The organism is Pseudomonas sp. LG1E9 (assembly GCF_003290225.1).
In the GTDB taxonomy this organism is placed as follows: domain Bacteria; phylum Pseudomonadota; class Gammaproteobacteria; order Pseudomonadales; family Pseudomonadaceae; genus Aquipseudomonas; species Aquipseudomonas cyclaminis.
Map to the genome: position 1 here is coordinate 966,057 of NZ_CP029983.1, position 25,959 is coordinate 992,015.

Genomic DNA, 25,959 nt, shown 5'->3' on the forward strand with positions numbered 1-25,959 from the left:
CAATGCGTCAGCGGGCAGGCGGGATAAAAACCGCGTCACATTTTGTATAAAAAGTCCGCCAGCAAGCTGAATTCAGCGTATGTTTCACCGCAAAATCTTGTAGGGCGATTCCGCCCATTACTTAAAGGGAGTTAAGCATGAGTTTGCTTCGTGTCGCTTCGGCGATGTCTTTGTGTGCGGTGGCTTTTTCCGTTCAGGCCGAACAGTTGCCGATTGAGGTGCTCAGCGCGGTGGTCAAGGACCAGAAAATCGCCGACGCCGAAGTGCTGCTGCAACGCAACGGCGCGCAGAACGTGGTGGGTCGTACCAACGCCCAGGGCCAGGTGACCTTGACCAGCGAGGCGGCTGATGATGCCAGCAACCTGCTGATCATCAAGAAGCCTGGTTATTCCAACCTGGTGGTGAAGTGCCCGTGCAAGGGCATGACCTATGCCATCAGCCCGGTGATGGAAAACCTCGATGGCCTGCGTGTGGTGCTGACCTGGGGCCAGACGCCGGACGATCTCGACTCCCATATGATCTTCCCCGGCAACAATATCTACTTCGAGAACAAGACCGGCACCGACGCCGAGTTGGACGTGGATGACACCGACAGCTACGGCCCGGAAACCATCACCCTGCAGAAAAAACACTACGGCGAAAGCTACGTTTACGCCGTGCACGACTACAGCAACGGTAGTAATCCGGGTTCGCGCCAGCTGTCCAGCAGCGAAGCCAAAGTGTTTGTGTACATGGGCCAGTCGTTGGTGCGTACTTATTACGTGCCTAAAAACCGCAGCGGCAACTTGTGGACCGTATTCCGCATGACCGGCAGCGGCGACTTCCAGGACATCAACACCTTCAGCGGCGTCACCGTGAATGCGGCGAATGTACTCAATGAGGTCAAACCACTGCTCAATGACAGCGTTGCAGTGACCGCGGTTACTGTCAGCTCTTCCGTACAAACTGATGCGAAGCGTCTGAACCTGCAAGGCGAAGCCGCCTACCAAGCGGGTAATCTCGACCAGGCCATCGACCTGTTCCGCCAGGCCATCGAGTTGGACAATGGCTTCGGCAAGGCCTACGGCAACCTCGGCCTGGCCTATCAGAAAGCCGGTAACACGGCCGAGTCGATCTGGGCCAACCGCAAGGCTATCGCCCTGGCAACCGGTGCAAATGCTGCGACGGTACGCGCCGGCGCCTACTACAACATTGCGCGGATCTACGAAGCGGCGGGGCAGTTCCCGGATGCGTTGCGTCACTACCAGTTGGCCAAGGAGCAAAAGGCTAATCCGGTGTATGACACGGCGATTGAGCGGGTGCGCAATCGCTGATTCAGCTGTAGCGCAGTTCTGAAAATGTGGGAGGGGGCTTGCCCCCGATAGCGGTGGGTCAGCCAACTTATTTGTCGCTGACCCACCGCTATCGGGGGCAAGCCCCCTCCCACATTTGGTTTGTAGTGTTCCTACAGCCACAGTCGAACTTGTCGAATTTGGCCCAAGGCCATTGCTGCACCCTGTGTATCATCCTGTCTCTCTTTTCCAAGCGACCTTTCTCGATTCGCTGAGCTTACTGGGCTACGTTTTTAAGCCACCTTCAGCGGTCAATGGAGTGACAGCCTATGCACGACACCCTCCAGCAGGTCTTTGGTTACCCCCAGTTTCGTTTGGGCCAGGAAGAAACGGTCAGTGCCGTTCTGGCCGGTCGTTCGGCGGCCGCAATTTTCCCTACCGGGTCGGGTAAATCCCTGTGTTATCAGCTGTCGGCGGTGTTGTTGCCGCACCTGACGCTGGTGGTCTCACCGCTGTTGGCGTTGATGCAGGACCAGTTGGGCTTTTTACAGCGCCATGGCATTTCGGCAGGCAGCATTGATTCGGCCCAGAGCCGCGAAGACGCCAATGACGTCATGGCCCGCGCCCGTTCCGGTGAACTGAAAATCCTGATGATTTCCGTAGAGCGCTTGAAGAACGAGCGTTTTCGCAACTTTCTGCAAAGTGTGCAGATCTCGCTGCTGGTGGTGGACGAGGCGCACTGCATTTCCGAATGGGGCCACAACTTTCGTCCGGACTACCTGAAACTGCCGGACTACCAACGCCAGTTCAAGATTCCGCAAGCGCTGCTGCTGACGGCTACCGCCACGCCCAAAGTGATCGCCGATATGCAGGCCAAGTTCGCCATTGCGCCGGACGATGTGGTGACCACGGGTTTCTATCGACCGAACCTGAACCTGTTGGTCGAGCCGGTCAGCGGGGCGGACAAGCGCCGACGCCTGGTGCAATGGATGAGCGAGCGCGCCAACCAACCGAGCATCGTCTACGTCACCCTGCAGAAAACCGCCGAGCAGATCGCCGAACACTTGAATCGCAACGGCATCCAGGCCGAGGCCTATCACGCCGGTTTGCCCCATGACAAACGCGAAGGTATCCAGCAGCGCTTCATGGGCGGTCGCTCCAATTGCATTGTCGCCACCATCGCGTTCGGCATGGGCATCGACAAGAGTGACATCCGCAATGTGGTGCACTTCGACCTGCCCAAATCCATCGAGAACTACAGCCAGGAAATCGGCCGCGCCGGGCGTGATGGCCAGCCTTCGGACTGTCTGGTGTTGGCCAACCGCGACAGTCTCAATGTGCTGGAGAACTTCATCTACGGCGATACGCCCGAGCAGGAGGGCATCCGCCACGTGCTCGAAGACTTGCAGACGGCGCGCAGCGAGGGGCAGTGGGAGTTTGTGCTGAGGTCGCTGTCGGACCACAGCAATATTCGTGAGCTGCCGCTCAAGACGCTGTTGGTGCAACTGGAGCTCAAGGGCGTGATCGCGCCGCGCTATGCGTTTTATGCCGAATACCGCTTCAAGTATCTGATTGAGCCCGAGGTTTTACTGGCGCGCTTCTCCGGTGAGCGGCAGCAGTTTGTCGCGGCCATTATCCAGGTGTGCAAGCGCGCGAAAACCTGGGCGACGGTGGATTTCGACGCGCTTTACCAGCAGCACAACGCCGAGCGCAGCCGCGTGGTGAAGGCGCTGGATTACTTTCAGGAGCAGGGCCTGATCGAGCTGGAAAGCAAGCAGATGACGGAGGTCTACAGCCTGCTGAATACGGATTTTGATCCACAGGTGCTGAGCGCCGAGTTATACACAGGCTTCAAGCAGCACGAGGTGACGGAGGTGGCGCGGATTCACGCCATGCTTGATCTGTTTGCCACTGAACAGTGCCTGGGGCAGCGGTTGGCGCGGTATTTCGGTGATGAGAACGCACCGCAGCGCTGCGGACATTGCTCGGTGTGCCACGGGCACGTCGCGCATCTGCCACCGCCGCCGAGTCTGCCGCCGCTTGTGGATAAAAACTTCATGGGGCTGTGCGGTGATTTTATCCACAGGCATCATGAGCACACCGGTCAACTGCCCGGCGCGGAACGGCTGACGCGGTTCCTGGGTGGGATCAGTGTGCCGTTGTTCACCAAGCTAAAGGCGCGGGGCATTCCGGGCTTTGCTGCGCTGGAGGACTACCCCTACGCCGAAGTGCGCGAGTGGGCCGAGGCCCATTTGAATGACCTGTAAATTCCCTTTCACCAGAGGTCTACATGCCTGACTCCGTGCCGCAACGTGCCGACTACCCTCACTTCCAGCCGATCATTACGCGCTGGCACGACAATGATGTGTACGGCCATGTCAACAACGTCACCTATTACAGCTTCTTCGACACGGCGGTGAATACCTACCTGATCGAGCAGGGCGGGCTGGATATTCATGACGGCGAGGTGGTGGGATTTGTGGTGAGTTCGGCGTGCGATTACTTTGCGTCGATCGCCTTTCCCGAGCGCATTGAAATCGGCTTGCGAGTGGGCAAGCTGGGCAACAGCTCAGTGCAGTATGAGTTGGCGGTGTTCAAGACAGGCGAAGAGGACGCCTGTGCGGCGGGGCGCTTTGTGCATGTGTTTGTGGAGCGCAAGACTAACCAGCCAGTGACGATTGCGGGCACGTTGCGCGAGGCGTTGCAGCGGTTGGTGGTGTAGCCGATCCCGCAAAAGCTGCCAACACTGTGAAGCTCAATGTGGGAGGGGGCTTGCCCCCGATAGCGGTCGATCAGTCAATGATGCTGTGACTGATCCGCCGTTATCGGAAGCAACCCCCCTCCCATATTTAGTTCTGCAACGTTCGTCAGACTGCGTATGGATCAGTCGCGATAACGATGCTTGTTCTTGCGATGCCCATAAGCATGACCACGGCCTGGGTGGTCATCGCGGTAGTAGCGACGGTCGTCACGGTCGCGTCCACGATAACGGCGGTCATCGTCGTCGCTCTTGTTGCCCATGTAATTGCCCAGCGCGCCACCTGCGCCACCACCGGCCGCGGAGCCGACGAGTGCACCGGTGCTGCCGCCGACACTGCGGCCTACGACGTTGCCGCCGGCTGCGCCCAGCGCGCCGCCAATAGCGGCTTCGCCACGGCTGCGCTTGTCGGCGCCGACCGCGCTACCACCCGCGCCGCCAAGGGCCGCGCCGATGGTCGAACCTGTGTTGCCGCCCAGCTGTTGGCCGACAACTGAACCTAGAACCCCGCCCAATGCGCCGCCTACACCGGCTTCGGTGGTGCCACCGGCCATGGCTGCGCCACTGACCAGGCCAAGGGACAACAAGAGAATCGAGGAAAGCTTCATTCAGGAAAACCTCAAGGTGATGACGGCGCGATCCTGAGGCTGTATTGACATGCTGACAATAGAAATCCGACCAGTAACACGAGTTGTACACAATTCTCTAAGTTACTGTTTTAACTACGGAACTTAAGTGATTTTTGCGAGTCATTAGCTCTTCGGAACGGCCGCTTTTATGCAAAAGCGGCCTTTTTTTGTGTCCAAAATGATCGGTCAGGCCGACCGCGACATGATCAAACCGCTCTCGCTCGCGGCTTCCAGGCGAATCGCCACGAATTTCGAGGTTGGCGTATGGCTGCCATCGCCGGTACTTTCGAGCGGCACCAGCGGATTCACCTCCGGGTAATAAGCAGCTGCCTGCCCCGCCGGAATATCAAATGCCAGCAAGGTAAAGCCCTTGACGCGGCGCTCACGGCCGTCTTCCCACAGCGACACAATGTCGGCCTTCTGTCCTGGCTTGAAGCCCAGGCGGATGATGTCGGCTTCGTTGACGAACAATACGTCACGCTGGCCTTTGACCCCACGGTAGCGATCGTCCAGGCCATAAATGGTGGTGTTGTACTGATCGTGGGAGCGCATCGATTGCATGATCAGGTCCGGCACACGGCCTGTGGCGTGGGTCCGCTCGTGGATCAGGTCCTTGGGCAGGCTGTTCGGGCGGAAGTTGGCGCGGCCAGACGGTGTATTCCAGCGGCGTGCACCGGCGGAGTTACCCAGATAGAACCCGCCCGGATGCTTGATCTTTTCGTTGAAGTCCTTGAAGCCCGGGATGGTGTCGGCAATCAGGTCGCGGATGCGGCTGTAGTCAGCCACCAGCCAGTTCCAATCCACCGGCTTGCTGCCCAGCGTCGCGGCGGCAATGCCGGCGAGGATTGCCGGCTCGGATTTCATCAGCTTCGACAGCGGTTGCAGTTGGCCGTTGGAGCCGTGAACCATGCTGAACGAGTCTTCTACCGTGACCGCTTGCGGGCCATCGGCCTGGATGTCGATGTCGGTACGGCCCAGGCACGGCAGGATCAGCGCGTCCTTGCCATGCATCAGGTGGCTGCGGTTGAGCTTGGTGCTGATCTGCACGGTCAGGTCGCAATTGCGCAGCGCTTCGAAGGTGCGCGGACTGTCCGGGGTGGCTTGGGCGAAGTTGCCGCCCAGGCCGATAAACACTTTGGAGCGGCCCTCCAACATGGCGTGAATCGCTTCCACCACGTTGTGGCCATGGGTGCGCGGTACCTGGAACTTGAAGCGACGCTCCAGCGAGTCGAGGAACGCCACCGGTGGGCGCTCGTTGATGCCCATGGTGCGGTCGCCCTGCACGTTACTGTGGCCACGTACCGGGCACAGGCCGGCGCCTGGCCGACCGATGTTGCCGCGCAGCAGCATCAGGTTGGCGATTTCCTGGATAGTCGGCACCGAGTGGCGATGCTGGGTGATGCCCATCGCCCAGCACATGATCACATTCTTGCCTTTGGCATACATGCGCGCCGCTTGCTCGATCTCCACCAACGGCAGCCCGGACTGCGCGACGATTTCATCCCAGGAGGTGTCGTCGATCTGGCCCAGGTAATCAAGCACGTTGGTGGTGTGCTCGTTGAGGAAGTCGTGGTCGAACACGGCTTCCTTGCCTTCGGCTTGCGCCTGGCGCTCCCACAGCAGCAGGAACTTGGCCATGCCGCGCAGGATGGCCATGTCGCCACCCAATGCGGGGCGGAAGTAGGCGGTGTTGGTCGGCTTGTCACCGTTGGTGAGCATTTCCAGCGGGTGTTGCGGGTGCTGGAAGCGCTCCAGGCCGCGCTCTTTCAGCGGGTTGACACACACCACCTGGGCGCCGCGTTTGACCGCTTCACGCAACGGTTCGAGCATGCGCGGGTGGTTGGTACCAGGGTTCTGGCCCCAGACGAAAATCGCGTCGGCATGTTCGAAATCATCAAAGGTCACGGTGCCTTTGCCGACGCCCACGCTCTGCGCCAGGGCCACGCCGCTGGCCTCGTGGCACATGTTCGAGCAGTCCGGGAAGTTGTTGGTGCCGTAGGCGCGCACGAACAACTGATACAGGTATGCCGCTTCGTTACTGGCCCGGCCCGAGGTGTAGAACTCGGCCATGTCTGGGCTGGGCAGTGCATTGAGATGTTTGCCGATCAGGTCGAACGCCGCTTCCCAGCTGACCGGTGTGTAGCGGTCGCTTTCGGCGTCGTAGCGCATCGGCTCGGTCAGGCGGCCCTGGTATTCAAGCCAGTAATCGCTCTGTTCCAGCAGTGCAGTGACGCTGTGTTTGGCAAAGAAGGCCGCATCCACACGACGTTTGGTGGCTTCCCAATTGACCGCCTTGGCGCCGTTTTCGCAGAACTTGACCATGCCGCTTTCCGGCGAGTCGCCCCAGGCACAGCCCGGGCAGTCGAAACCGCCGTTCTGGTTGGTCTTGAGCATCATGCGCAGGTTCTTCAGTGCGTTGTCACTGGTCAGCCAGGCCTGCGCCACGCTGATCAGCGCGCCCCAGCCACCCGCTGCGCCTTTATACGGCTTATAGCGCGGGGTTGGGGTTTGGTCGGCTTGATGATGATTGCTCACGGCTGGTTCTCCATCGCAGGGCTGTAGACCCGCGGCGCACTTTTCTGCGGCAGGTGGATGAGATTGAGGTTATGCCGGCGTGCCCATTGCAGGGCCAGGCCGGTGGGCGACGACAGGCTGACCAGGGTCTGGATGCCTGCGCGCAACACTTTCTGGATCAATTCGAGGCTGCAACGGCTGGTGACAATCGCCAGTCCGCCGTCGGTCGGGATCTTTTGGCGGATCAGTGCACCGATCAACTTATCGAGGGCGTTATGGCGGCCGATGTCTTCGCGGCCCAGTAACAATTCGCCCTGGCTGTTCATGAACACCGCCGCATGTACCGCGCCGCTGTATTGGCCCAAAGGTTGGAAGGCGCTGATGCGCTGGCGCAGGCCATCAAGCCATTCCGCTGGGGGTAGCGGTGCGCCGGGCAAGACTTCAAGGTCCGGCAAGGCTTGTTCCACCGCCTCTACACCGCATAAACCACAGCCGCTGGTACCCGCCAATTGACGACGTTGCTGCTTGAGGTTCCAGAACGCGCGGCTGGAAATCTGCACCTGGGCGTACTGTGTCGAGCCGGAGCCACTGAGTTTCAGATCATAAATGTCGCTAACGTCAGCGATAATGCCGCTGCCGACGCTGAAACCGACGATAAAGTCTTCCAGATCCGTCGGCGTGACCAGCATCACCGCCTGGCTGATGTCGTTATAGGCGATCGCCAACGCCACTTCTTCCGCCAACGCAGTGCTGGCGACCTCTGTGTGTTCGAGATTGCAGTATTGATAGCTCTGGCTGGCGGCGGGCGCGGGCGTTTCAGAGGCGGGCGCCGCGCAGACTGGGCGCTTGGCGTTCATGGGGCAGTACCACCGGCGGATTGATCAGTGTTTAGACTAGGCGCGACAAAGCGTCGCGTCTAATTGCCAGTACTGATCTACCGATAGATGGCGTCGATCAAGACTCGGTTTGCGATTTCTGAAACAGCGCGAAACACGCCTCGGCCAACGCAGAGCGCGGTGCACTGCGGCGCATGATCAGCCCAAGACGCGCGAGGGTGTGGGCATCCTCGATAGGTTGCAGGCGCAAGTGCTCGGTGAGCGCATCCAGGCCGCCGTCCAGCGGCATTACCGCACAGCACAGTCCGCCGTGCACCGCTTGTAACAACTGATGGACGGCATCGGTCTGCAGCAGCGGTTGGGGGTTGAGCCCACGGCTGTGGAAGTTGTGGTCGATGGACTGGCGAAAGTGCATACCGCTGGTGAGCATGCCCAAAGGCAACTCGATCAGTGCTTCCCAGCTCAACGGCTTGTCACCAAAGCTGAAGAACCGCTGGTCGTAGAGCAAGCCCATGCGGGTTTCTCCCAGGGCCAGCGAGTCAAAGCGTTCATTATCCAAACGTTCCAGATAAGAGACGCCCAGGTCCAGGCGGTTGCTCGCCAGTTGTTCAAGGATTTGTTCGGAGCTCAGGGCCGAGAGCTCAAAGCGCAGGCTCGGGTGCGCTTTATGCAGTTGCTGCATCAACGCCAACGGATCAAAGCTCGACAGTGGCACCACGCCCAAACGCAATGTGCCCACCAGATTGCCGCGACAGGCAGCGGCTTCGGCCTGCAAGCCGTCATAGGCCGCCAGCACCGTACGGGCCCACGCCAGCACCCGTTCGCCGGGCGCGGTGAAACCTTCGAAACGCTGGCCGCGATTGACCAACGGCAAGTCCAACTCTTCTTCGAGGCTGCGCAGGCGCATCGACAGGGTGGGCTGAGTGATGTGGCAACGTGCCGCTGCCTGGCCGAAGTGACGGGTTTCGTCGAGGGCGATGAGGAATTTCAGCTGTTTGATGTCCATCTTCGCTCCAGGGCTTATTCCAATGGCGGGGGGATTCTAGCGCGTTTGGGTCTTTGGCCGGGCTGGAACCCAAATCTGTAGGACTGGTCTAGTCTTGGGCATCTGGAATACAACTACCAAGGAGAGCGCACTAATGAGTATTTTCAGCTTTATCAAAGAAGCCGGCGAAAAGCTTGTCGACCTGTTGACGCCGGGTAATGCGAACGCGAGTGAGCAGTTGAAAGACCACGTGTCGAAGGTGGGTCTGGGGAATCCGAATGTGCAGGCCACGGTGGATGGCGACAAGGTGACCGTGACGGGGGAGGTCGCTACCCAGGAAGAGAAAGAGAAAATCCTGCTGGCGCTGGGCAACATCGCCGGTGTTGCCAGTGTGGATGACCAGATCACTGTTTCCGGGCCGGCGGTTGCCGCTGCCCGTTTCGTCGTAGTGAAAAAGGGCGACACCCTGAGTGCGATCTCGCTGGCGGTGTACGGCAACGCCAATCAGTACAACAAGATTTTCGAGGCCAACAAGCCGTTGTTGTCGCACCCGGACAAGATCTACCCGGGCCAGACACTGCGTATCCCTGAGTAAAAGTGTGGGAGGGGCTTGCCCCCTCCCACATTGGGTTCAGAGTCCGGCAATGAGGTCGCGGTAGTCCTCTACTGCTGCAAACTCCGCCGTGTCCTTGGGGCCTTTTTTACTGTCCGGCTCTTTTACCGCCAGCAGATGCCCTACACCAAAATCCCTGGCGCTACGCAGGATCGGCAAGGTGTCGTCGATAAACAGGCTGCGCGAAGGATCAAACTGGATGTCAGCGTGCAGGGCATCCCAGAATTGCGGGTTTTCCTTGGCAAAACCGTAATCATGGGAGCTGATCAATCGCTCGAAATACGGCGCCAGTTCAATGCGTTCCAGCTTCAATGACAGCGAATCACGATGGGCGTTGGTGATCAGGATCACACGCTTGCCGGCCTGTTTGATCGCGGCCAGAAAGGTGTCGGCATCCGCGCGCAAGGCGATCAAATGGGCGGTTTCCAGCTTGAGCTCGCGCACCGGGATCTTCAGTTCCGCGCTCCAGAAATCCAGGCAATACCATTGCAACTGTCCGGCGTTACGCTCGAACAGTGGCAGCAATTCCATCTCGGCCATGGCCCGGCTCACCCCGTGCAACTCGGCGTAACGCTGGGGCAGGTGTTCCATCCAGAAGTGGTTGTCGTAATGCAGATCCAGCAAGGTGCCGTCCATGTCCAGCAGGACGGTGTCGATGGCGTGCCAGGGCAAAGAGGGCATGGGGCGTTCTCATGTAAGTAAAGATATCCGACACAGACAATCGGAAAAGCCACGGTATAGTAACCCGATCACGCCAAGGAGCCGCTTATGCGCCAGAAACCCACCGTCCTCGCCCGCGAAATAGTCGCCAGTAGCCGTTTGTTCCGCGTGGAGGAAGTGCAATTGCGCTTTTCCAATGGCGTTGAACGGACCTACGAGCGCCTGGTGGGGCGTGGTGCCGGCTACGGCGCGGTGATGATCGTGGCGATGATCGACGAAGATCATGCCTTGCTGGTGGAAGAGTACTGCGGCGGTACCGACGAATATGAGTTGTCCTTGCCCAAGGGCCTGATCGAACCGGGCGAAGACGTGCTGGCGGCGGCAGACCGTGAGCTCAAGGAAGAAGCCGGCTACGGCGCGCGACAGTTGGAACACATTACCGAGCTGTCGCTGTCGCCTGGTTATATGAGCCAGAAAATCCAGGTGGTGCTGGCCACCGATCTCTATGAAGAGCGCCTGGAAGGCGATGAGCCCGAGCCGATGCGCGTGGACCGGGTCAACCTGCGCGAGCTGTCGCAGTTGGCGCAAAACGAGCAATTCAGTGAAGGTCGCGCCTTGGCGGCGTTGTACCTGGTACGAGACCTGTTGATCCAGCGTGGAGCGTTTACCGCATGAGCGAACTGTTTTTAGGCCACCCGTTTATCGCCCCTGTGATCGAACTGGCTCGCCAGGCGGGTGAAGTCATCCTGCCGTACTGGCGCGCCGATGTGGCGGTGACCTCCAAGGCCGACGATTCGCCGGTGACGGCAGCAGACCTGGCCGCTCATCATCTGATTCTCGCTGGCCTTACCGCGCTGGACCCAAGTATCCCAGTGCTGTCCGAAGAAGACGCTGATATCGACCAGAGCGTGCGCGCCGGCTGGACGCGTTGGTGGCTGGTGGACCCGCTGGACGGCACCAAGGAATTTATCGCCGGCAGCGAAGAGTTCACCGTCAATATCGCCCTGATTGAACAGGGGCGCGTGGTGTTCGGTGTGGTGTCGATGCCCACCAGCGGCCGTTGCTACTTTGGCGGTGCGAGGTTGGGCGCGTGGCGCTCCGATGTGAACGACGCACCCAAACAGATCCAGGTGCGTGCAGCGCCAGCGTCGGGTGAGGCGTTTACCGTGGTTGCCAGCCGTCGACATACCAGCCCTGAGCAAGAGCGTTTGCTGGATGGGTTGAGCGCTGATCTGGGCGAGTTGAAGTTGGCGAATATCGGCAGCTCTTTGAAGTTCTGCCTGTTGGCCGAGGGCAGCGCCGACTGCTACCCGCGCCTGGCGCCGACTTCGCAGTGGGATACGGCGGCGGCTCAGGGCGTGCTCGAAGGCGCGGGAGGCGAGGTGCTGGAGTTGAGTGGTGAGCCGTTCAGCTACCCGGCGCGAGAATCGTTGCTGAACCCGTTTTTCCTGGCATTGCCGGCGAAGGCCGCGTGGCGCGAGCGGTTGTTGACCTTGGCAAGATCTTAAAACCATCGCAGATCAAAATGTGGGAGGGGGCAAACCCCTCCCACATTTTTTTTGTGTATTGGCTTCTAGCGGTGCAGGACGTATTGGCCGGTGAAGGCCACTGCGTGTTCCTCATCGCCCTCATTCACAATCCACGTCTCCAGCGCCAAGCGCGCCCGGCCGTAGCGCTTGTAGGTCGCCAAAAAGCGCTTCCACACCTTCTCTTCCGGCGCCGCGCACACAGCGGTCGCATCCCGCGTCACTGGCAGTGGATAACTGATCTGCCCTTCCTGAATCACGATATGCCCGTCTTCAACCCCTTCCTCGCGCAGTTGCAGGTGCAGCCAGCCCCAACCGGCCAGCACCGCGCCGCAGTAGAGGCTACCGCCGAACATGGTGCTCTTGTGGTTGATATTGGCTTGCAGGGGCAGGTGCAGCCGCAGTTGTCCGCCTTGCCAGTCGAGCACCTTGAGGCCCATTTCCCGGGTCAGGGGGATGTCGTGGTGCAGGATGGATTCCAGGTAACGGCTGTCGCGGCTCATGGGGGCCTCTTGGTGGGTGGGCAGGGTCATTCGTCGTCAGCGCTTTGGTTGGCGAAGTTCAGGCCGTGCTTGCGCAGTTTGTCGTGCAAGGTCTTGCGCGGCACGCCGAGGGCTTCTGCCAGGCTGCGCATGGAGCTGTGGGGGCGGGTCAGTTCGGCGGCGATCAGGCTTTTCTCGAACTGCTCGACTTGCTCGCTCAAGCCGCCTGGCGTTGAAGTCAGCACGTTGCTGGCGGTATTGTCCGGCGTGCTGTCGAGTGCCAGTTCCAGGCCCAGCGCAAAGCGCTCGGCGGCGTTCTGCAATTCCCGCACATTGCCCGGCCAGTTGTGACGTAACAACAGTGCGCGTTGGCCTGGCTGCAGCTCGTGCAACGTCAGGCCGTGGCGGCTGCTGGCTTCGTCGGCGAAATGCTGGAACAGCATCAACGCATCTTCACCGCGCTCGCGCAGCGGCGGAATGCGCAGCGGCGCGACGTTGAGACGGTAATACAAATCGGCGCGGAAACGGCCCTGGTCGGCGGACTGGCGCAGGTCTTCCTTGGTGGCGGCGATGATACGGATATCCAGCGGGATCAGTTGATTGCCGCCCAGGCGTTCTACTACGCGCTCCTGCAACAGGCGCAGCAGTTTGACCTGTACATCCAGGCTCATGCTTTCAATTTCATCGAGGAACAAGGTGCCGCCGTTGGCAAATTCGAACTTGCCGATGCGGCGTTTCTGCGCCCCGGTAAAGGCGCCGGGTTCATGGCCGAACAGTTCGCTTTCGACCACCGATTCCGCCAGGGCACCGGCGTTGATCGCCACAAACGGGCCGCTGCGGCGGCTCGACAGGTCGTGCAGTGCACGGGCCACAACTTCTTTGCCGGCGCCGGTTTCACCCAGGATCAGCACGTCGGCCTTGGTCGCCGCCAGTGCGCCGATCTGCTCGCGCAGCCGCAGCATCTGTGGCGAGTGGCCTACCAGGCGCGTGCTCAGTTGCTGGCGGTCGCTGAGGGCCAGACGCAGGCTGCGGTTGTCCAGTACCAGGCGGCGCAGGGCCAGAGCGCGACGTACGCTGTCGAGCAGCGAATCGCTGGCAAAGGGTTTTTCAAGGAAGTCATAGGCGCCGGCGCGCATGGCCTGTACCGCCAGCGGCACGTCGCCGTGGCCGGTGATCAGCAGCACCGGCAGGTCGGGGTCCTGGCCGTGGAGTTCAGCCAGCAGTTCCAGGCCGTCCATGCCGGGCATGCGGATGTCGCTGACCACGACGCCCGGCCAGTCCCGCGACAGGCGCGCGGTGAGGCCGGTGGCTTCGCCCAGGGTCAGGACTTTCAGCCCGGCCAGGTCCAGGGTCTGGCACAGGGCCTGACGCAGGTGCGGATCGTCGTCGATCAACACCACCTGAATCTGGTTATCGATACTCATACACTGCGGTCCTCGGACGGTTGCAGACTGACGCCCGGCGAGCCGGCACGCAATTTCAGGGTTAACAGCGCGCCACCTTCCTTGTGGTTGGCGAACGACAGTTCGCCGCCAAAGGCACGCATCAGGGTCTCACAGATCGCCAGGCCCAACCCCAGGCCCTGGGTGCGGGTCTTGGTGGTGTAAAACGGCTCGCTGGCGCGGCCCAGCGCTTCCATGCAAAACCCTGGGCCATTGTCGCGGATGTACAGGTTGACGCCCTGCGCGGTGGTTTCGGCACTCAGCCAGAGTCTGCGCGGTGGGCCTTTTTCGGTGAGGGCGTCGAGGGCGTTGGCCAGCAGGTTGCCCAGCACTTGGCGCAGACGGGTTTCGCCGGCCTGCACCCACAGCGTTGCTTCCGGCAGATCACGGATCAGCTCCACTTCCATCGACCGCCGCCGCTTGGCCAACAGCGCGAGCGCGTCGTCCAGCGCCGGTTGCAGGGCCACGCTCTCCGGGGCATGCCGGTCGCGCCGGGCGAAGGCACGCAGGTGGGCAATGATCGAGGCCATGCGCCCGGTCAGTTCGCTGATCAACTTGAGGTTGCCCCGCGCATCGGCGGTGCGTTCATGGTCCAGCAGGATCTCGGCGTTTTCCGCGTAGCTGCGAATCGCGGCCAGAGGCTGATTGAGTTCGTGGCTGATACTCGCCGACATGGTGCCCAACGCCGACAGCTTGCCCGCTTGCACCAGATCATCCTGGGCGCGCACCAGTTCCTGCTGGGCGTGTTCGCGCTCCAGCACTTCTTGTTTGAGCCGCCGGTTCAGGCCTTCCAGGTCGCTGGTCCGTTCGACCACTCGGGCTTCCAGCTCGCGACGCGCCTTGGCTTCAAACGCGATGCGATCCAGGTAATGGCGGCGTCGTTGCATCATCAAACCGAGCAGCAACATCAGCACCAGCAGCGTGGCGCCGCCCACCGCAACCACCGTGCGCACCGGGCGGCTGATCAAGGATTGCGGCGCGAGGATTTCCACATTCCAGCCGGTCTCGGCGATGGCCGTGGATTGGCGCAGCCACGCGGTGCTGCTCAGGCTCAGCGGCTGTGGGTCGCGGGTCGGGTAGGGCTGGATCGCAATGATCGCCTGGCGTTCTTCGTCAGTCAGTGGCCGAGTGGCACGGAACCGCCACTGCGGGCGCGAGGTGAGGATCACCACGCCGTTGTGGTCGGTGACCAGCAGTTGTTCAGGCGTGTTGCCCCACAGGCTTTCGGTGTGGTCCAGGTCGACCTTGACCACCAGCACGCCGATGATTTTGTCACCCTCGCGCACGGCGGCGGCGAAGAAGTAACCGCGTTTGGCCGACGTAGTCCCCAGGCCGAAAAACCGCCCCAGGCGCCCGGCCATGGCTTCGCTGAAGTAAGGGCGGAACGAGAAGTTGCGCCCGACAAAACTGTCCTGTTTATCCCAGTTCGAGGCGGCGAGGGTCTTGCCGGTGGTGTCCATCAGGTACATCACTTCCACGCCGGCCTGGGCGGCGACGTCCTTGAGCAGCAGGTTGGCGTTGACCTGGTGGCTGCTGACGTTCGGCGCCTCCAGCACGGTGCGCAGGGCGGGCAAGTCGCCCAAGATCTGTGGCAGCACTTCATAGCGGTGCAGGGTGCCCAGCAGGTTGGCGACGTACAGGTCGAGGGTCTGGCGGTTCTGCCCGGCCAGTTCGCTGCGGTAGTAGCGCTCGGCCAAGTGCTCCAACGGCCACAGCAGCGGTGCCAGGCACAACGCCAGCAGGGCGAGGCTGCGCCAGCGGGGTCTTCGCGGAAGGGATGGAGTCATGGGAGTCGTGCGCCTGTGGGTACAGGCGCATTATGCCTAGTGCTGCTGTGCAAGACACTCGCGCAATGCGTCTTGCCAGTGTGGCTGGCTGACGTGCCACTGTTGCTGCAGGCGGCGGCAATCGAGGCGCGAGTTCAGTGGGCGCCTGGCGGGCGTCGGGTAGGCGCTGGAGAGGATCGCCTCAAGTTCAGCACACTGTTTCCCTTCGGCGCGCAGGTGCTCGCCAATCGCCTGGGCGAAGCCGAACCACGACGTCTCACCTTGGGCCGTCAGGTGATAGACGCCCCATTCGCCGGTCTCGCCGGCCTGCCAACGCTCGATCAATGCGCGGGTGCTGCCGGCAATGGTACCGGCCCATGTTGGCGCGCCAATCTGGTCAGCCACGATGCGCATCTGCGGTTTCTCTTGCAGCAGACGTTGCATGGTCAGCAGGAAATTCTTGCCCGTGTTGGAGTAGACCCAGCTGGTGCGCAGAATCAGGTATTCGCCGCCCACCGCTGCAATCGCCTGCTCGCCCGCCAGCTTGCTCTGGCCGTACACGCCCAACGGGTTCGGCGTGTCGACCTCGGTGTAGGGCGCAGCCTTGCTGCCGTCGAACACGTAGTCGGTGGAGTAGTGAATCAGCGGAATGCCCAGGGCCTTGGCTTCCTCGGCGAGGATGCCGGGGGCGATGGCGTTGATGGCGAAGGCGGCGTCCGGTTCGCTTTCGGCCTGATCGACCGCCGTGTGGGCGGCGGCGTTGATGATCAGGTCGGGGCGATGGGCGCGGGTTTGCTCGCGGATCTGCTGCGGTTTGGCCAGGTCGAGTTGCTCGTGGCCGAGCACAATCAGTTCGCCAAGCCCCTGAAGGCGCTGTTGCAGTGCCTGGGAGACTTGGCCACGTTGGCCGGTAATCAGAATCTTCATGGGAACAGATCGGCCTCCATCAGCAGTTTGCCCGCCTGGTCCTTGGCGGACAGTTGGGGCGGCTCGGTCAGCTCCCAGTCGATAGCCAGCGTCGGGTCATTCCACAGGATGCTGCGCTCGGCGCTCGGTTGGTAGTAGTCGGTGGTCTTGTACAGGAACTCGGCGTAGTCGCTCAGCACTACAAACCCATGGGCAAACCCTTCCGGCACCCACAACTGGCGGTGGTTTTGCGCCGACAGGCGTACGCCCACCCACTGGCGGAAGTTCGGCGAGCTGCGGCGAATGTCCACCGCGACGTCGAGCACTTCGCCCGCCGTGACACGCACCAGTTTGCCTTGGGTGTGCTCCAGTTGGTAATGCAGGCCCCGCAGCACGTTTTTTTGCGAGCGCGAGTGGTTGTCTTGCACAAACTCGCGCTTGAGCCCGGTGGCCTCGGCAAAGGCCCGGGCGTTGAAGCTTTCGTAGAAAAAACCGCGTTCGTCACCGAACACTTTTGGTTCGAGGATCAAGACGCCGGGAAGCGATGTATCGACGACATTCACTGGTTGTCTCCCGCCAGGGAATACAGGTACTGGCCATAACCGGTCTTGCCGAAGTATTTGGCGCGTTCGAGCAGGTGAGCGCGGTCGATCCAGCCGTTGCCATAGGCGATTTCTTCAAGGCACGCCACTTTGAGGCCCTGGCGCCGCTCGATGGTCTGCACGTACTGCGAGGCGTCGAGCAAACTGTCGTGGGTGCCGGTATCCAGCCAGGCGAAACCCCGACCAAAGCGCTCCACCTGCAAGTCACCGCGCTTGAGGTAAGCGTTGTTGACGTCGGTGATTTCCAGTTCGCCTCGGGCGGAGGGTTTGACCGCCTTGGCGATGTTGATCACGTCATTGTCGTAGAAATACAGGCCGGTGACGGCATAGCTGGATTTCGGCACGGCGGGTTTTTCTTCGATGGACAGGGCGCGACCTTCGCTGTCGAAGTCGATCACGCCGAAGCGCTCCGGATCTCTGACCCAATAGCCAAACACCGTGGCGCCTTTGCCGCGATTCACCGCCGCATGCAACTGCTCGCTGAAGCGCTGGCCGTGGAAAATGTTGTCGCCCAGGATCAGGCATACGGGGTCGTTGCCGATGAACTGCTCGCCAATCAGGAAGGCTTGCGCCAGCCCGTCCGGCTTCGGTTGCTCGGCGTAGCTGAAGGTCACGCCAAACTGGCTGCCGTCACCCAGCAGGTTGCGGTATTGCGGTAAGTCCGCCGGGGTGGAGATCACCAGGATCTCCTTGATGCCGGCCAGCATCAGTACCGAGATCGGGTAATAGATCATCGGCTTGTCGTAAACCGGCAGCAGTTGTTTGGAGACACCCAGCGTGATGGGGTGCAGGCGCGTGCCGGAGCCACCGGCCAATACGATTCCTTTCATCATGCGATCAGATCCCTCATGTCGGTGTTGCCCAATCGTTCACCCTGATAACTGCCATCCTGGACCCTTCGGCACCATTCCAGGTTATCGAGGTACCACTGCACGGTTTTGCGCAGCCCGGTTTCAAAGGTTTCTTCGGGTACCCAACCCAGCTCGCGCTCGATTTTGCTGGCGTCGATCGCGTAGCGTTGGTCGTGGCCTGGACGGTCTTTCACGAACGTGATCAGGTCGGTGTAGTGCTCGACGCCCTGCGGGTGTCGGGGTGCCAATTCCTCCAGCAAGCGGCAGATGCTGCGCACGACGTCGATGTTCTTTTGCTCGTTGTGGCCGCCGATGTTGTACGTCTCGCCGACCGCGCCGTGCGTCACGACGGTGAGCAGCGCACGCGCATGGTCCTCTACAAACAACCAGTCGCGCACTTGCAAACCATCACCATAGACCGGCAACGGCTTGCCCGCGAGGGCGTTGAGGATCACCAGCGGGATCAGCTTTTCAGGAAAGTGGAAGGGGCCGTAGTTGTTCGAGCAGTTGGTCAGCAGCACGGGCAGACCATAGGTGCGCTGCCAGGCGCGGACCAGGTGGTCGGACGCGGCTTTGCTGGCCGAGTAGGGCGAGCTGGGCGCGTAGGGCGTGGTTTCGGTAAACAGATCGTCCACGCCGTGGAGGTCGCCGTAGACCTCATCGGTCGAAATATGGTGGAAGCGAAACGCGCTCTTGTCCGGCCCGGACAGTGTTTGCCAGTAGCCTCGGGAAGCTTCCAGCAGGCTGTAGGTGCCGACGATATTGGTCTGGATAAAATCCGACGGACCGTCAATCGAACGGTCGACGTGGGATTCAGCGGCCAGGTGCATGATCGCGTGGGGCTCGAAGCGCGCGAGCACGGCGCTGACGGTGGCCTGGTCGATGATGTCGGCGTGGACAAACTCATAGCGGCTATCGGACGCGATGCTGGTCAGCGATTCCAGATTGCCGGCGTAGGTGAGTTTGTCGAGGTTGAGCACTTCATGCTCGGTGTGCTGAATCAGGTGACGTATCAAAGCAGAACCGATAAAACCGGCGCCACCGGTAATGAGAATGCGCATGACGGGGGCCCTTTTTCCTTAGACGGACGTTCAGTAAGTGGAGCATAGCGGGTGTTATGGCGCTGGTCAGGGCGGTCTGTGTGTGGGGGTTGCGCAAGCCCCCCGAACAATGGCGATATACACGTCTAAAAAATTGAGGCCACCCCCATGCTGCTCGCCACGTTGATCCACCGTGCCAGTCTACCCTGCCCGCAAGTAGGCCCCGATCAGGCGGCTCAACTCCTTGCGCAGCATTACGGCCTTAGTGGCACGTTGCAGTCACTGGGCAGTCAGCAAGACCTCAATTACAAAGTCGACAGCTCCCTTGGCCGGTTTGTTCTCAAAATCTGCCGGGGCGACTACGCGGCAGTGGAGTTGCATGCCCAGCACGCGGCCCTCAACACATTGCAGGGCGTGCGCGTGCCCAAGGTCATCAAGGCACTGAGCGGTGAGGAGCTGCTGACCGTGACGCTCGACGGCCAGACCCTGCACCTGCGGTTGCTGGACTACATCGACGGCCAGCCGTTGACCCATCTGCCGCATCTGGGGCGCGATGTGATTGCAGGCTTCGGTGACCTGTGCGGTCGCATGAGCCTCGCGCTGGCTGGCTTCACCCACCCTGGCCTGGAGCGCACCCTGCAATGGGACCCGCGCCATGCCAGTGAACTGATCACCCACCTGTTGGCCACCCTGGAAAACCTACCCCACCGGGCCGCGCTGGAACAGATCGCCGAACAGGTTGAAGCGCGCATCCGCCCCTTGGCCGAGCGCCTGCCGTGGCAGGCTGTGCACATGGACATCACTGACGACAACGTGGTGTGGCAACGCGATGCCCAGCGGCATTGGCAACTTCAGGGCGTTATCGATTTCGGCGACCTGGTGCACACCTGGCGCATTGCCGACCTGTCGGTGACCTGCGCCGCCCTGTTGCACCATGCCGAGGGCGACCCGTTTGCGATCCTGCCGGCGGTCCAGGCGTGTCATGCGGTTACGCCGCTGCAACGTGAGGAATTGCAGGCGCTGTGGCCGCTGATCGTCGCCCGTGCGGCAGTGCTGGTGCTGAGCAGCGAACAGCAGCAGCGCCTGGATCCGGATAACGCCTACCTGTTGAAAAACGCCGAACACGAGTGGGAAATTTTCCATGTAGCGACGTCGGTGCCATTTGAACTGATGGCGGCTGCGATTCTCAGCAGTGTCGGCGAGACGCTGGCGCCGATTGCCAGCGAGGACTTCGCCCCGTTGCTCCCCGGTCTGGTGGGGCGGGAGTTTGCGCTGATCGACCTGGGCGTGCTCAGTCCGCACTTCGAGGCGGGCAATTGGGAAACGCCTGGGGTTGACCGTCGGTTATTGGATGAAGCCGCAACCGTGCATGGGTTGGCGGCCAGTCGGTATGGGCAATATCGGCTGTCGCGTACCTGCCCGGACAGCGCCGCCGAGCCAGACACTTTCGCGCTCCATGTAGAGCTGCATTTGCCCCATGGCACGTTGCTGGAAGTGCCTTTTGCCGGGACGCTGCACCAGGGCGGCGATGGCCTTGTGAGTGTGCGAGGCGTCGAGCTGAGCGTACGGCTATGGGGAGTGAACACTTCATTGAAGCCGGGCTCGTTGCTGGTAAAAGGGCAGGTTCTGGGCGAGGTTCATGCGCCGCTGACCGTGCAACTGTGCCGTGCCGAACTCGAACCGCCGCTGTTTTGCACGCCGTCTCGCGCCTTGGCCTGGCAAGCCTTGTGCCCATCGCCCGCCGCCTTGCTGGGGCTGGCGTGCGATGCCGAACCGGAGCTGGACCCTCACGCGCTGCTGGCCCGCCGTGACGCCAGTTTTGCCCGGTCGCAAAAACACTATTACGTCGATCCGCCACGCATCGAACGCGGCTGGCGCAACCACCTGATCGACATGCAGGGCCGGTCCTACCTGGACATGCTCAATAACGTCGCGGTGCTGGGCCATGGCCACCCACGCATGGCGGCGGTGGCGGCGCGGCAATGGTCGCTGCTCAATACCAACTCGCGGTTTCACTATGCCGCAATTGCCGAGTTTTCCGAGCGCTTGCTGGCGTTGGCGCCGGCGGGCATGGACCGGGTGTTTCTGGTCAACAGCGGCACCGAGGCCAACGACCTGGCCATCCGCCTGGCCTGGGCCTACAGCGGCGGGCGCGACATGCTCAGTGTGTTGGAGGCTTATCACGGCTGGTCAGTGGCGGCGGATGCGGTGTCCACCTCGATCGCCGACAACCCCCAGGCGCTGAGCAGCCGCCCGGACTGGGTGCACCCGGTGACTGCGCCGAATACTTATCGCGGTGAATTCCGTGGGCAGGACAGCGCGCCGGACTACGTACGAAGCGTGGAACACAACCTGGCGAAAATCGCCGCAAGCAAACGTCAGTTGGCCGGGTTTATCTGTGAGCCGGTGTACGGCAATGCCGGTGGCATCTCTCTGCCGCCGGGTTATTTGCAGCAGGTGTACGGGTTGGTTCGCGCCCAGGGCGGCGTGTGTATCGCCGATGAGGTGCAGGTGGGTTACGGCCGCATGGGGCATTTCTTCTGGGGCTTTGAAGAGCAGGGCGTGGTGCCCGACATCATTACCATGGCCAAGGGCATGGGCAACGGCCAGCCACTCGGCGCCGTGATTACGCGCCGAGACATTGCCGAGGCGCTGGAGGCTGAAGGGTATTTCTTCTCGTCGTCAGGGGGCAGCCCGGTGAGTTGCCGCATCGGCATGGCGGTGCTGGACGTGATGGAGGAAGAAAAATTGTGGGAAAACGCCCAAGAGGTAGGCGGGCATTTCAAGGCGCGCTTGGAAGCACTCATTGATCGCCACCCCTTGGTGGGTGCGGTTCACGGTTCCGGTTTTTATCTGGGCCTGGAGTTGGTGCGCGATCGGCAAACCCTGGAGCCAGCGACTGAAGAGACTGCGCTGCTGTGCGACCGTCTGCGCGAGTTGGGGATTTTCATGCAACCGACCGGTGACTACCTGAACATCCTCAAAATCAAGCCGCCGATGGTGACGTCTAAACGGAGCGTGGACTTTTTTGTCGACATGCTGTCGAAGGTGCTCGATGAACACTTGTGATTAATCGATTGTTATCGGTTATTCCCTGTCATATTTATCGATCATGCTGTTTGACTGCTTTTAAAGCCGATTTTTATCCGTTATAAAGTCGGCTTCTACCCCCATTCGGAGCCCTGATCGCCATGACCACCCTGCACAGCACACCCCGCGCCGATGGCTTCCACATGCCCGCCGAATGGGCGCCACAGACGCAAACGTGGATGGTCTGGCCCGAGCGCCCGGACAACTGGCGTCTGGGTGGTAAGCCGGCGCAGGCGGCGCACGTGGCGGTGGCCAAGGCCATTGCACGGTTTGAACCGGTGACCGTGGCGGTTTCTGCCGGCCAGTACGAAAACGCCCGCGCCCGTTTGGACGTGCCGAATATTCGTGTGGTGGAAATGTCCAGCGACGACGCCTGGGTACGCGACACCGGCCCGACGTTCGTGATCAACAACAGCGGCGAAGTGCGCGGCGTGAACTGGGATTTCAACGCCTGGGGCGGTTTTGATGGCGGGCTTTACTCGCCGTGGAATCGCGACTCACAGGTGGGCGGCAAGATCCTCGAAATCGAACGTGCGCCGCGTTACCGCACCGAAGGTTTTGTGCTGGAAGGCGGTTCGATTCATGTCGACGGCGAAGGCACCCTGATCACCACCGAAGAATGCCTGCTCAACCGCAATCGCAACCCGCACCTCGACCGCGCCGAGATTGAAGCGGTGCTGAGTGCCAACCTGGCTGTGGATAAGATCATCTGGCTGCCGGATGGCCTGTTCAACGACGAGACCGACGGCCATGTGGATAACTTCTGCTGCTACGTGCGCCCTGGCGAAGTGTTGCTGGCCTGGACCGACGATGTGCAAGACCCGAACCACGCACGCTGCCACGCGGCCATGGACGTACTGCAAAGCAACACCGACGCCCAGGGCCGCCCGTTTACAGTGCATAAAATGCCGATCCCGGGGCCGCTGTACGCCACGCAGGAAGAATGCGCAGGTGTCGATCCGGTGGACGGCACCCAGGAACGCAACCCGACCGTGCGGTTGGCCGGTTCCTACGTCAACTTCCTGATCGTCAACGGCGGCATCATCGCGCCAAGTTTCGACGACCCGATGGACAGCGAAGCCAAGACCATCCTGCAGAACCTGTTTCCGCAACACGAAGTGGTGATGGTGCCCGGCCGTGAACTGTTACTGGGCGGCGGCAATATCCACTGCCTGACCCAACAGCAACCGGCACCGCACAAAAACTGAGTGCAGTTGTAACAGCGCCTTTCCAGAAGTGAGGCGCTACTCGGTATCAGCGCCCACAGCAAGCCCCCGGCCCCGTAAGGCCGGGGGCTTTTTTGTGTCTATCTGCCTGTAGATACGCCACATTGGCATAGCTCTTGTATCGGTGTTGCCACAGTGGCCCAAGGTGATGACTGCACGGTTCTGTCATAAACCTTGAGTAAGTTAGCCGCTCAAGCAGTAGGAGAGAGCGCTGAAATGAACGCCGATATCAACCCGATGTACACGCGCACCTTCCACCCTTCACGGGTTAACAACGACACGATCCATGCGCTGGGGCAGTGGTTGAAGGAGCACGGCACGCGGCAGGCCCGGCAGCAGCCGGATCTGCGCAGCGTGATGAGTGAACGCTACCCGGTGGGGCTGTTCAGCGAGGATGAAGTGCATGCGTTGTGTGAGTTGATGTGTAACTGAAGCGTAGATACATCCAGCACCACACAACCCCCCGTAGCAGCTGTCGAGCGCAAGCGAGGCTGCGTCGGCCGCGACTCAAGCTTGAATCGGCAGCGCGCCTGACGCAGCCTCGCTTGCGCTCGACAGCTGCTACGACCCGAAACTTGCGCTTGCCCGGTGAAGGTCAAGACGGTATCTACAAGGGTTGCGTGATTACTAGAAACTGTACGTGCCCGTTACCACCAGGTTACGCGGCTCGCCCGGCTGAATCTGCGCCACGCTGGTCGCCGATTCGTAGTAAGTCTTGTCGGCGATGTTGTTCAGCGCCGCCCGTACATCCCATTCCTTATGGCGGAACCCGACCAGTCCATCCCAAGTGCCATAACCGGGTAGGACCACGGTGTTGAGGTTGTCAGCGTAACGGTCGCCCACCAGCGTCAGGCCGGTTTCCGCGTACCAGCCCATTTCCGGTTTCCAGGTGATAAACAGGCTCGCATTGCGCTTGGCCACATCGCTGACGCGTTTGCCCTCAAAGCCGTTGTTGTCCTTCTCGACCTTGGCATCCTGCACACCGATACCGCCGCGTACAGACCAGTTGCCGACGATCTTGCCGGTGGCGGTCAGCTCCACACCACGCGAGCGTTGCAGGCCACTGAGCAGGGTGATGGTACGGTCCAGCGGGTCGCTGGTGCGGCGGTTGTAGAGTTCCAGTTCGTACACCGCCAGAGTGGTGCTCAAGCGGTCGTCGAGCCAGTCGCTTTTCACGCCGATTTCTTTCTGCTTGGTCATCTCGGGGCTCAGGTCGTTGACGCTGCCGGCGGCGTTCGGGGTGATGCCGATCACACCGCCACCGGCCGGGGAGAACGTCTTGCTCCATGACGCATAAAACGAGTGGTGTTCCAGAGGCGTCCACACCAGGCCGAAACGTGGGCTGGCCTTGCGGCTGTCGACCTCCTGCTGAATATGGGTCAGCTTGTTTTTGGTGCTCACTTCAAACATGTCGTAACGCACGCCGGCCAGCACTTGCCACTGATCATTCAGGCGCAATTGGTCCTGGACGTAAATGGCGCGGCTTTCGACTTCGGTGTGGTTGTTGCTCGACACGTTCATGCGCCCGGTGTGGCTCAGATGACGATTCGGCTGGTTGAGGTCAAGCGCCGGTACAGTCAGGCCAGCACTGTACAGCTTCGGATCGCGACGTTGACTGCCCAGCTCAAGGCCGGTGAGCAGGCGGTGTTCCAGGCCGTAGGTGCTGAAGCTGCCTTCGAGCTCGACGTTGTTGAAAATGTTGAGGGTGGTCAGGTCCTGTTGCCAGCGTTGGCGCGTCACGCTGTTGTTCAAACGGTTGTAGGCGGTTTGGTAGGTGTTGTCGAAATCGCTGTCGAGCTTGAACACGCCGAGGGTCTGGCGCAGTTGCCAGTTGTCGTTGAGCTCATAGGTCAGCTTGGAGCGCAGGGACTGAGTTTTGTCGTCGATGTAGTCGCGGCCGTCGCCGTAGGTGGTGCTGCGGCTCACATCCGCCGGGCGCCCGTTGACGCCGGGCACGCCGCGATCCGGCGTGCGGTTGTAGCGGCTGTATTCGTATTGCACCAGCCAGTTCAGGTCAGGCGTGAGCTGCCAGCTCATGGAGGGCGCAAACAGTTGGCGACTACCGCTGATGTCATCGCGAAAGCTGTTGTTGTCCTGGTTGCCCATGTTCAGGCGCAGGCTGATGTTATCGGTGGGGTCAGTGCTCAGGTCCGCATACAGACTGCGCATATCATTGCTGCCGCCCTGTGCCTCGATGCTCGACTTGTGCCCGGCCTCTGGCAGCTTGCTCACGCGGTTGACGATCCCTCCCTGACCGCCTCGCCCGTAAAGCACTGCCGCCGGCCCTTTGAGCACTTCGATACGCTCGATGTTATGCAGATCGCGCACGTATTGGCTGTCGTCGCGAATGCCGTCCAGGTAGAAGTCATTGCTCGCGTCAAAACCACGGATGCGCACACTGTCGAAGCGCGTATCGGCGCCGCTGCTCACGTTGGGGATGCCGCTCAACGCCTGGCCCAGGTCGTTGGTGCCGTAGGAGCGCAGGCTTTCGGTCTTCACCGAATCAATGGCCTGGGGCACATAACGCACCGCAGTGGCGGTGCGTGTCGCAGTGCTGGATTCCTTGACACGCGGGTCGTCTTCGTCAGCTTCGGCGCTGATCGAGGTTTCGGGCAAGGTGGTGGCCGCACAGGCAAAACCGGCAGACAACAGAACAGAGAGCCCAAGAGTGATGGGCGTCAGGCGAGGGGCAGGCATGGGGAAATGTATCCAAAGGGTTTGGGAGGAAAAGCGCACTAATGGTAATGCTTTGCATTTGCGCG

22 protein-coding genes are annotated in these 25,959 nt (G+C 61.1%); 9 read left to right on the plus strand and 13 right to left on the minus strand.

Annotated features, from left to right (window positions below; genetic code table 11):
* Window positions 1–137 precede the first annotated feature (137 nt).
* From DNK50_RS04690 to DNK50_RS04700, 3 genes are all read left to right on the plus strand, one after another.
* Window positions 138–1,313: a tetratricopeptide repeat protein gene (locus DNK50_RS04690; RefSeq protein ID WP_112192952.1), complete on the plus strand. Its 1,176-nt coding sequence runs from the start codon at window positions 138–140 to the stop codon at window positions 1,311–1,313.
* A 287-nt stretch (window positions 1,314–1,600) separates the two neighbouring features.
* Window positions 1,601–3,538 carry an ATP-dependent DNA helicase RecQ gene (locus DNK50_RS04695; RefSeq protein WP_112192953.1) on the plus strand — a complete coding sequence of 646 codons (1,938 nt, stop codon included), beginning with the start codon at window positions 1,601–1,603 and terminating at the stop codon, window positions 3,536–3,538.
* 23 nt (window positions 3,539–3,561) lie between these two features.
* Window positions 3,562–3,993, plus strand: coding sequence for a thioesterase family protein (locus DNK50_RS04700; protein WP_078731112.1), 432 nt, complete (start codon window positions 3,562–3,564; stop codon window positions 3,991–3,993).
* 161 nt (window positions 3,994–4,154) lie between these two features.
* Here DNK50_RS04700 and DNK50_RS04705 read toward each other — a convergent pair whose 3' ends face one another.
* From DNK50_RS04705 to DNK50_RS04720, 4 genes are all read right to left on the minus strand, one after another.
* Window positions 4,155–4,637, minus strand: a complete 483-nt coding sequence (locus DNK50_RS04705) for a glycine zipper domain-containing protein (RefSeq protein WP_003171039.1) — start codon at window positions 4,635–4,637, stop codon at window positions 4,155–4,157.
* Window positions 4,638–4,844: 207 nt separating this feature from the next.
* Window positions 4,845–7,193, minus strand: coding sequence for an FdhF/YdeP family oxidoreductase (locus DNK50_RS04710; RefSeq protein ID WP_112192954.1), 2,349 nt, complete (start codon window positions 7,191–7,193; stop codon window positions 4,845–4,847).
* A complete protein-coding gene (gene fdhD, locus DNK50_RS04715) occupies window positions 7,190–8,029 on the minus strand; it encodes a formate dehydrogenase accessory sulfurtransferase FdhD (RefSeq protein WP_099584417.1) in 840 nt (279 codons plus the stop codon). The genes DNK50_RS04710 and fdhD overlap by 4 nt, the downstream gene beginning before the upstream one ends.
* Window positions 8,030–8,126: 97 nt before the next feature.
* Complete coding sequence (locus tag DNK50_RS04720; RefSeq protein WP_112192955.1) at window positions 8,127–9,014, minus strand: LysR family transcriptional regulator; 888 nt, start codon at window positions 9,012–9,014, stop codon at window positions 8,127–8,129.
* A gap of 133 nt (window positions 9,015–9,147) precedes the next feature.
* Between DNK50_RS04720 and lysM the strand changes: the two genes are divergently transcribed.
* Entirely contained in the window at window positions 9,148–9,588 is a 441-nt protein-coding gene (lysM, locus tag DNK50_RS04725) for a peptidoglycan-binding protein LysM (RefSeq protein ID WP_099584419.1), read from the plus strand.
* A 36-nt stretch (window positions 9,589–9,624) separates the two neighbouring features.
* On the opposite strand, the gene yrfG is transcribed toward lysM, so the two are convergent.
* Window positions 9,625–10,287: a GMP/IMP nucleotidase gene (yrfG, locus tag DNK50_RS04730; RefSeq protein WP_099584420.1), complete on the minus strand. Its 663-nt coding sequence runs from the start codon at window positions 10,285–10,287 to the stop codon at window positions 9,625–9,627.
* Window positions 10,288–10,374: 87 nt separating this feature from the next.
* Here yrfG and nudE point away from each other — a divergent pair, with 87 nt between their 5' ends.
* Both nudE and cysQ read left to right on the plus strand, forming a co-directional pair.
* Window positions 10,375–10,941, plus strand: a complete 567-nt coding sequence (nudE, locus tag DNK50_RS04735) for an ADP compounds hydrolase NudE (RefSeq protein WP_101265489.1) — start codon at window positions 10,375–10,377, stop codon at window positions 10,939–10,941.
* Window positions 10,938–11,774: a 3'(2'),5'-bisphosphate nucleotidase CysQ gene (cysQ, locus tag DNK50_RS04740; protein ID WP_112192956.1), complete on the plus strand. Its 837-nt coding sequence runs from the start codon at window positions 10,938–10,940 to the stop codon at window positions 11,772–11,774. Before nudE ends, cysQ begins: the two co-directional genes overlap by 4 nt.
* Window positions 11,775–11,839: 65 nt before the next feature.
* Here cysQ and DNK50_RS04745 read toward each other — a convergent pair whose 3' ends face one another.
* From DNK50_RS04745 to rfbB, 7 genes are read right to left on the minus strand one after another with little or no spacing between them, the layout of a single operon-like run.
* Complete coding sequence (locus DNK50_RS04745; RefSeq protein ID WP_112192957.1) at window positions 11,840–12,295, minus strand: YiiD C-terminal domain-containing protein; 456 nt, start codon at window positions 12,293–12,295, stop codon at window positions 11,840–11,842.
* A gap of 26 nt (window positions 12,296–12,321) precedes the next feature.
* Window positions 12,322–13,698, minus strand: a complete 1,377-nt coding sequence (locus DNK50_RS04750; protein WP_099584424.1) for a sigma-54 dependent transcriptional regulator — start codon at window positions 13,696–13,698, stop codon at window positions 12,322–12,324.
* Window positions 13,695–15,503 carry an ATP-binding protein gene (locus DNK50_RS04755; RefSeq protein WP_099584425.1) on the minus strand — a complete coding sequence of 603 codons (1,809 nt, stop codon included), beginning with the start codon at window positions 15,501–15,503 and terminating at the stop codon, window positions 13,695–13,697. The genes DNK50_RS04750 and DNK50_RS04755 overlap by 4 nt, the downstream gene beginning before the upstream one ends.
* 36 nt (window positions 15,504–15,539) lie before the next feature.
* Window positions 15,540–16,409 carry a dTDP-4-dehydrorhamnose reductase gene (rfbD, locus tag DNK50_RS04760; protein WP_112192958.1) on the minus strand — a complete coding sequence of 290 codons (870 nt, stop codon included), beginning with the start codon at window positions 16,407–16,409 and terminating at the stop codon, window positions 15,540–15,542.
* Window positions 16,406–16,951, minus strand: a complete 546-nt coding sequence (gene rfbC, locus DNK50_RS04765) for a dTDP-4-dehydrorhamnose 3,5-epimerase (protein ID WP_112192959.1) — start codon at window positions 16,949–16,951, stop codon at window positions 16,406–16,408. The genes rfbD and rfbC overlap by 4 nt, the downstream gene beginning before the upstream one ends.
* Window positions 16,948–17,823, minus strand: coding sequence for a glucose-1-phosphate thymidylyltransferase RfbA (gene rfbA / locus DNK50_RS04770; RefSeq protein ID WP_112192960.1), 876 nt, complete (start codon window positions 17,821–17,823; stop codon window positions 16,948–16,950). Before rfbA ends, rfbC begins: the two co-directional genes overlap by 4 nt.
* Window positions 17,820–18,902: a dTDP-glucose 4,6-dehydratase gene (gene rfbB / locus DNK50_RS04775; RefSeq protein WP_112192961.1), complete on the minus strand. Its 1,083-nt coding sequence runs from the start codon at window positions 18,900–18,902 to the stop codon at window positions 17,820–17,822. Before rfbB ends, rfbA begins: the two co-directional genes overlap by 4 nt.
* Window positions 18,903–19,049: 147 nt before the next feature.
* Here rfbB and DNK50_RS04780 point away from each other — a divergent pair, with 147 nt between their 5' ends.
* The 3 genes from DNK50_RS04780 to DNK50_RS04790 all read left to right on the plus strand — a co-directional run bounded on the left by DNK50_RS04780 (window position 19,050) and on the right by DNK50_RS04790 (window position 23,629).
* Window positions 19,050–21,950 (plus strand): aminotransferase, encoded by a 2,901-nt coding sequence (locus DNK50_RS04780; protein WP_112192962.1) that lies wholly within the window; start codon window positions 19,050–19,052, stop codon window positions 21,948–21,950.
* Between the two features lie 122 nt (window positions 21,951–22,072).
* Window positions 22,073–23,179 carry an agmatine deiminase gene (gene aguA / locus DNK50_RS04785; protein ID WP_112192963.1) on the plus strand — a complete coding sequence of 369 codons (1,107 nt, stop codon included), beginning with the start codon at window positions 22,073–22,075 and terminating at the stop codon, window positions 23,177–23,179.
* 234 nt (window positions 23,180–23,413) lie between these two features.
* A complete protein-coding gene (locus tag DNK50_RS04790) occupies window positions 23,414–23,629 on the plus strand; it encodes a hypothetical protein (RefSeq protein WP_099584432.1) in 216 nt (71 codons plus the stop codon).
* Window positions 23,630–23,824: 195 nt separating this feature from the next.
* Here DNK50_RS04790 and DNK50_RS04795 read toward each other — a convergent pair whose 3' ends face one another.
* Window positions 23,825–25,894, minus strand: a complete 2,070-nt coding sequence (locus DNK50_RS04795; RefSeq protein WP_112192964.1) for a TonB-dependent siderophore receptor — start codon at window positions 25,892–25,894, stop codon at window positions 23,825–23,827.
* Between the last annotated feature and the right edge of the window lie 65 nt (window positions 25,895–25,959).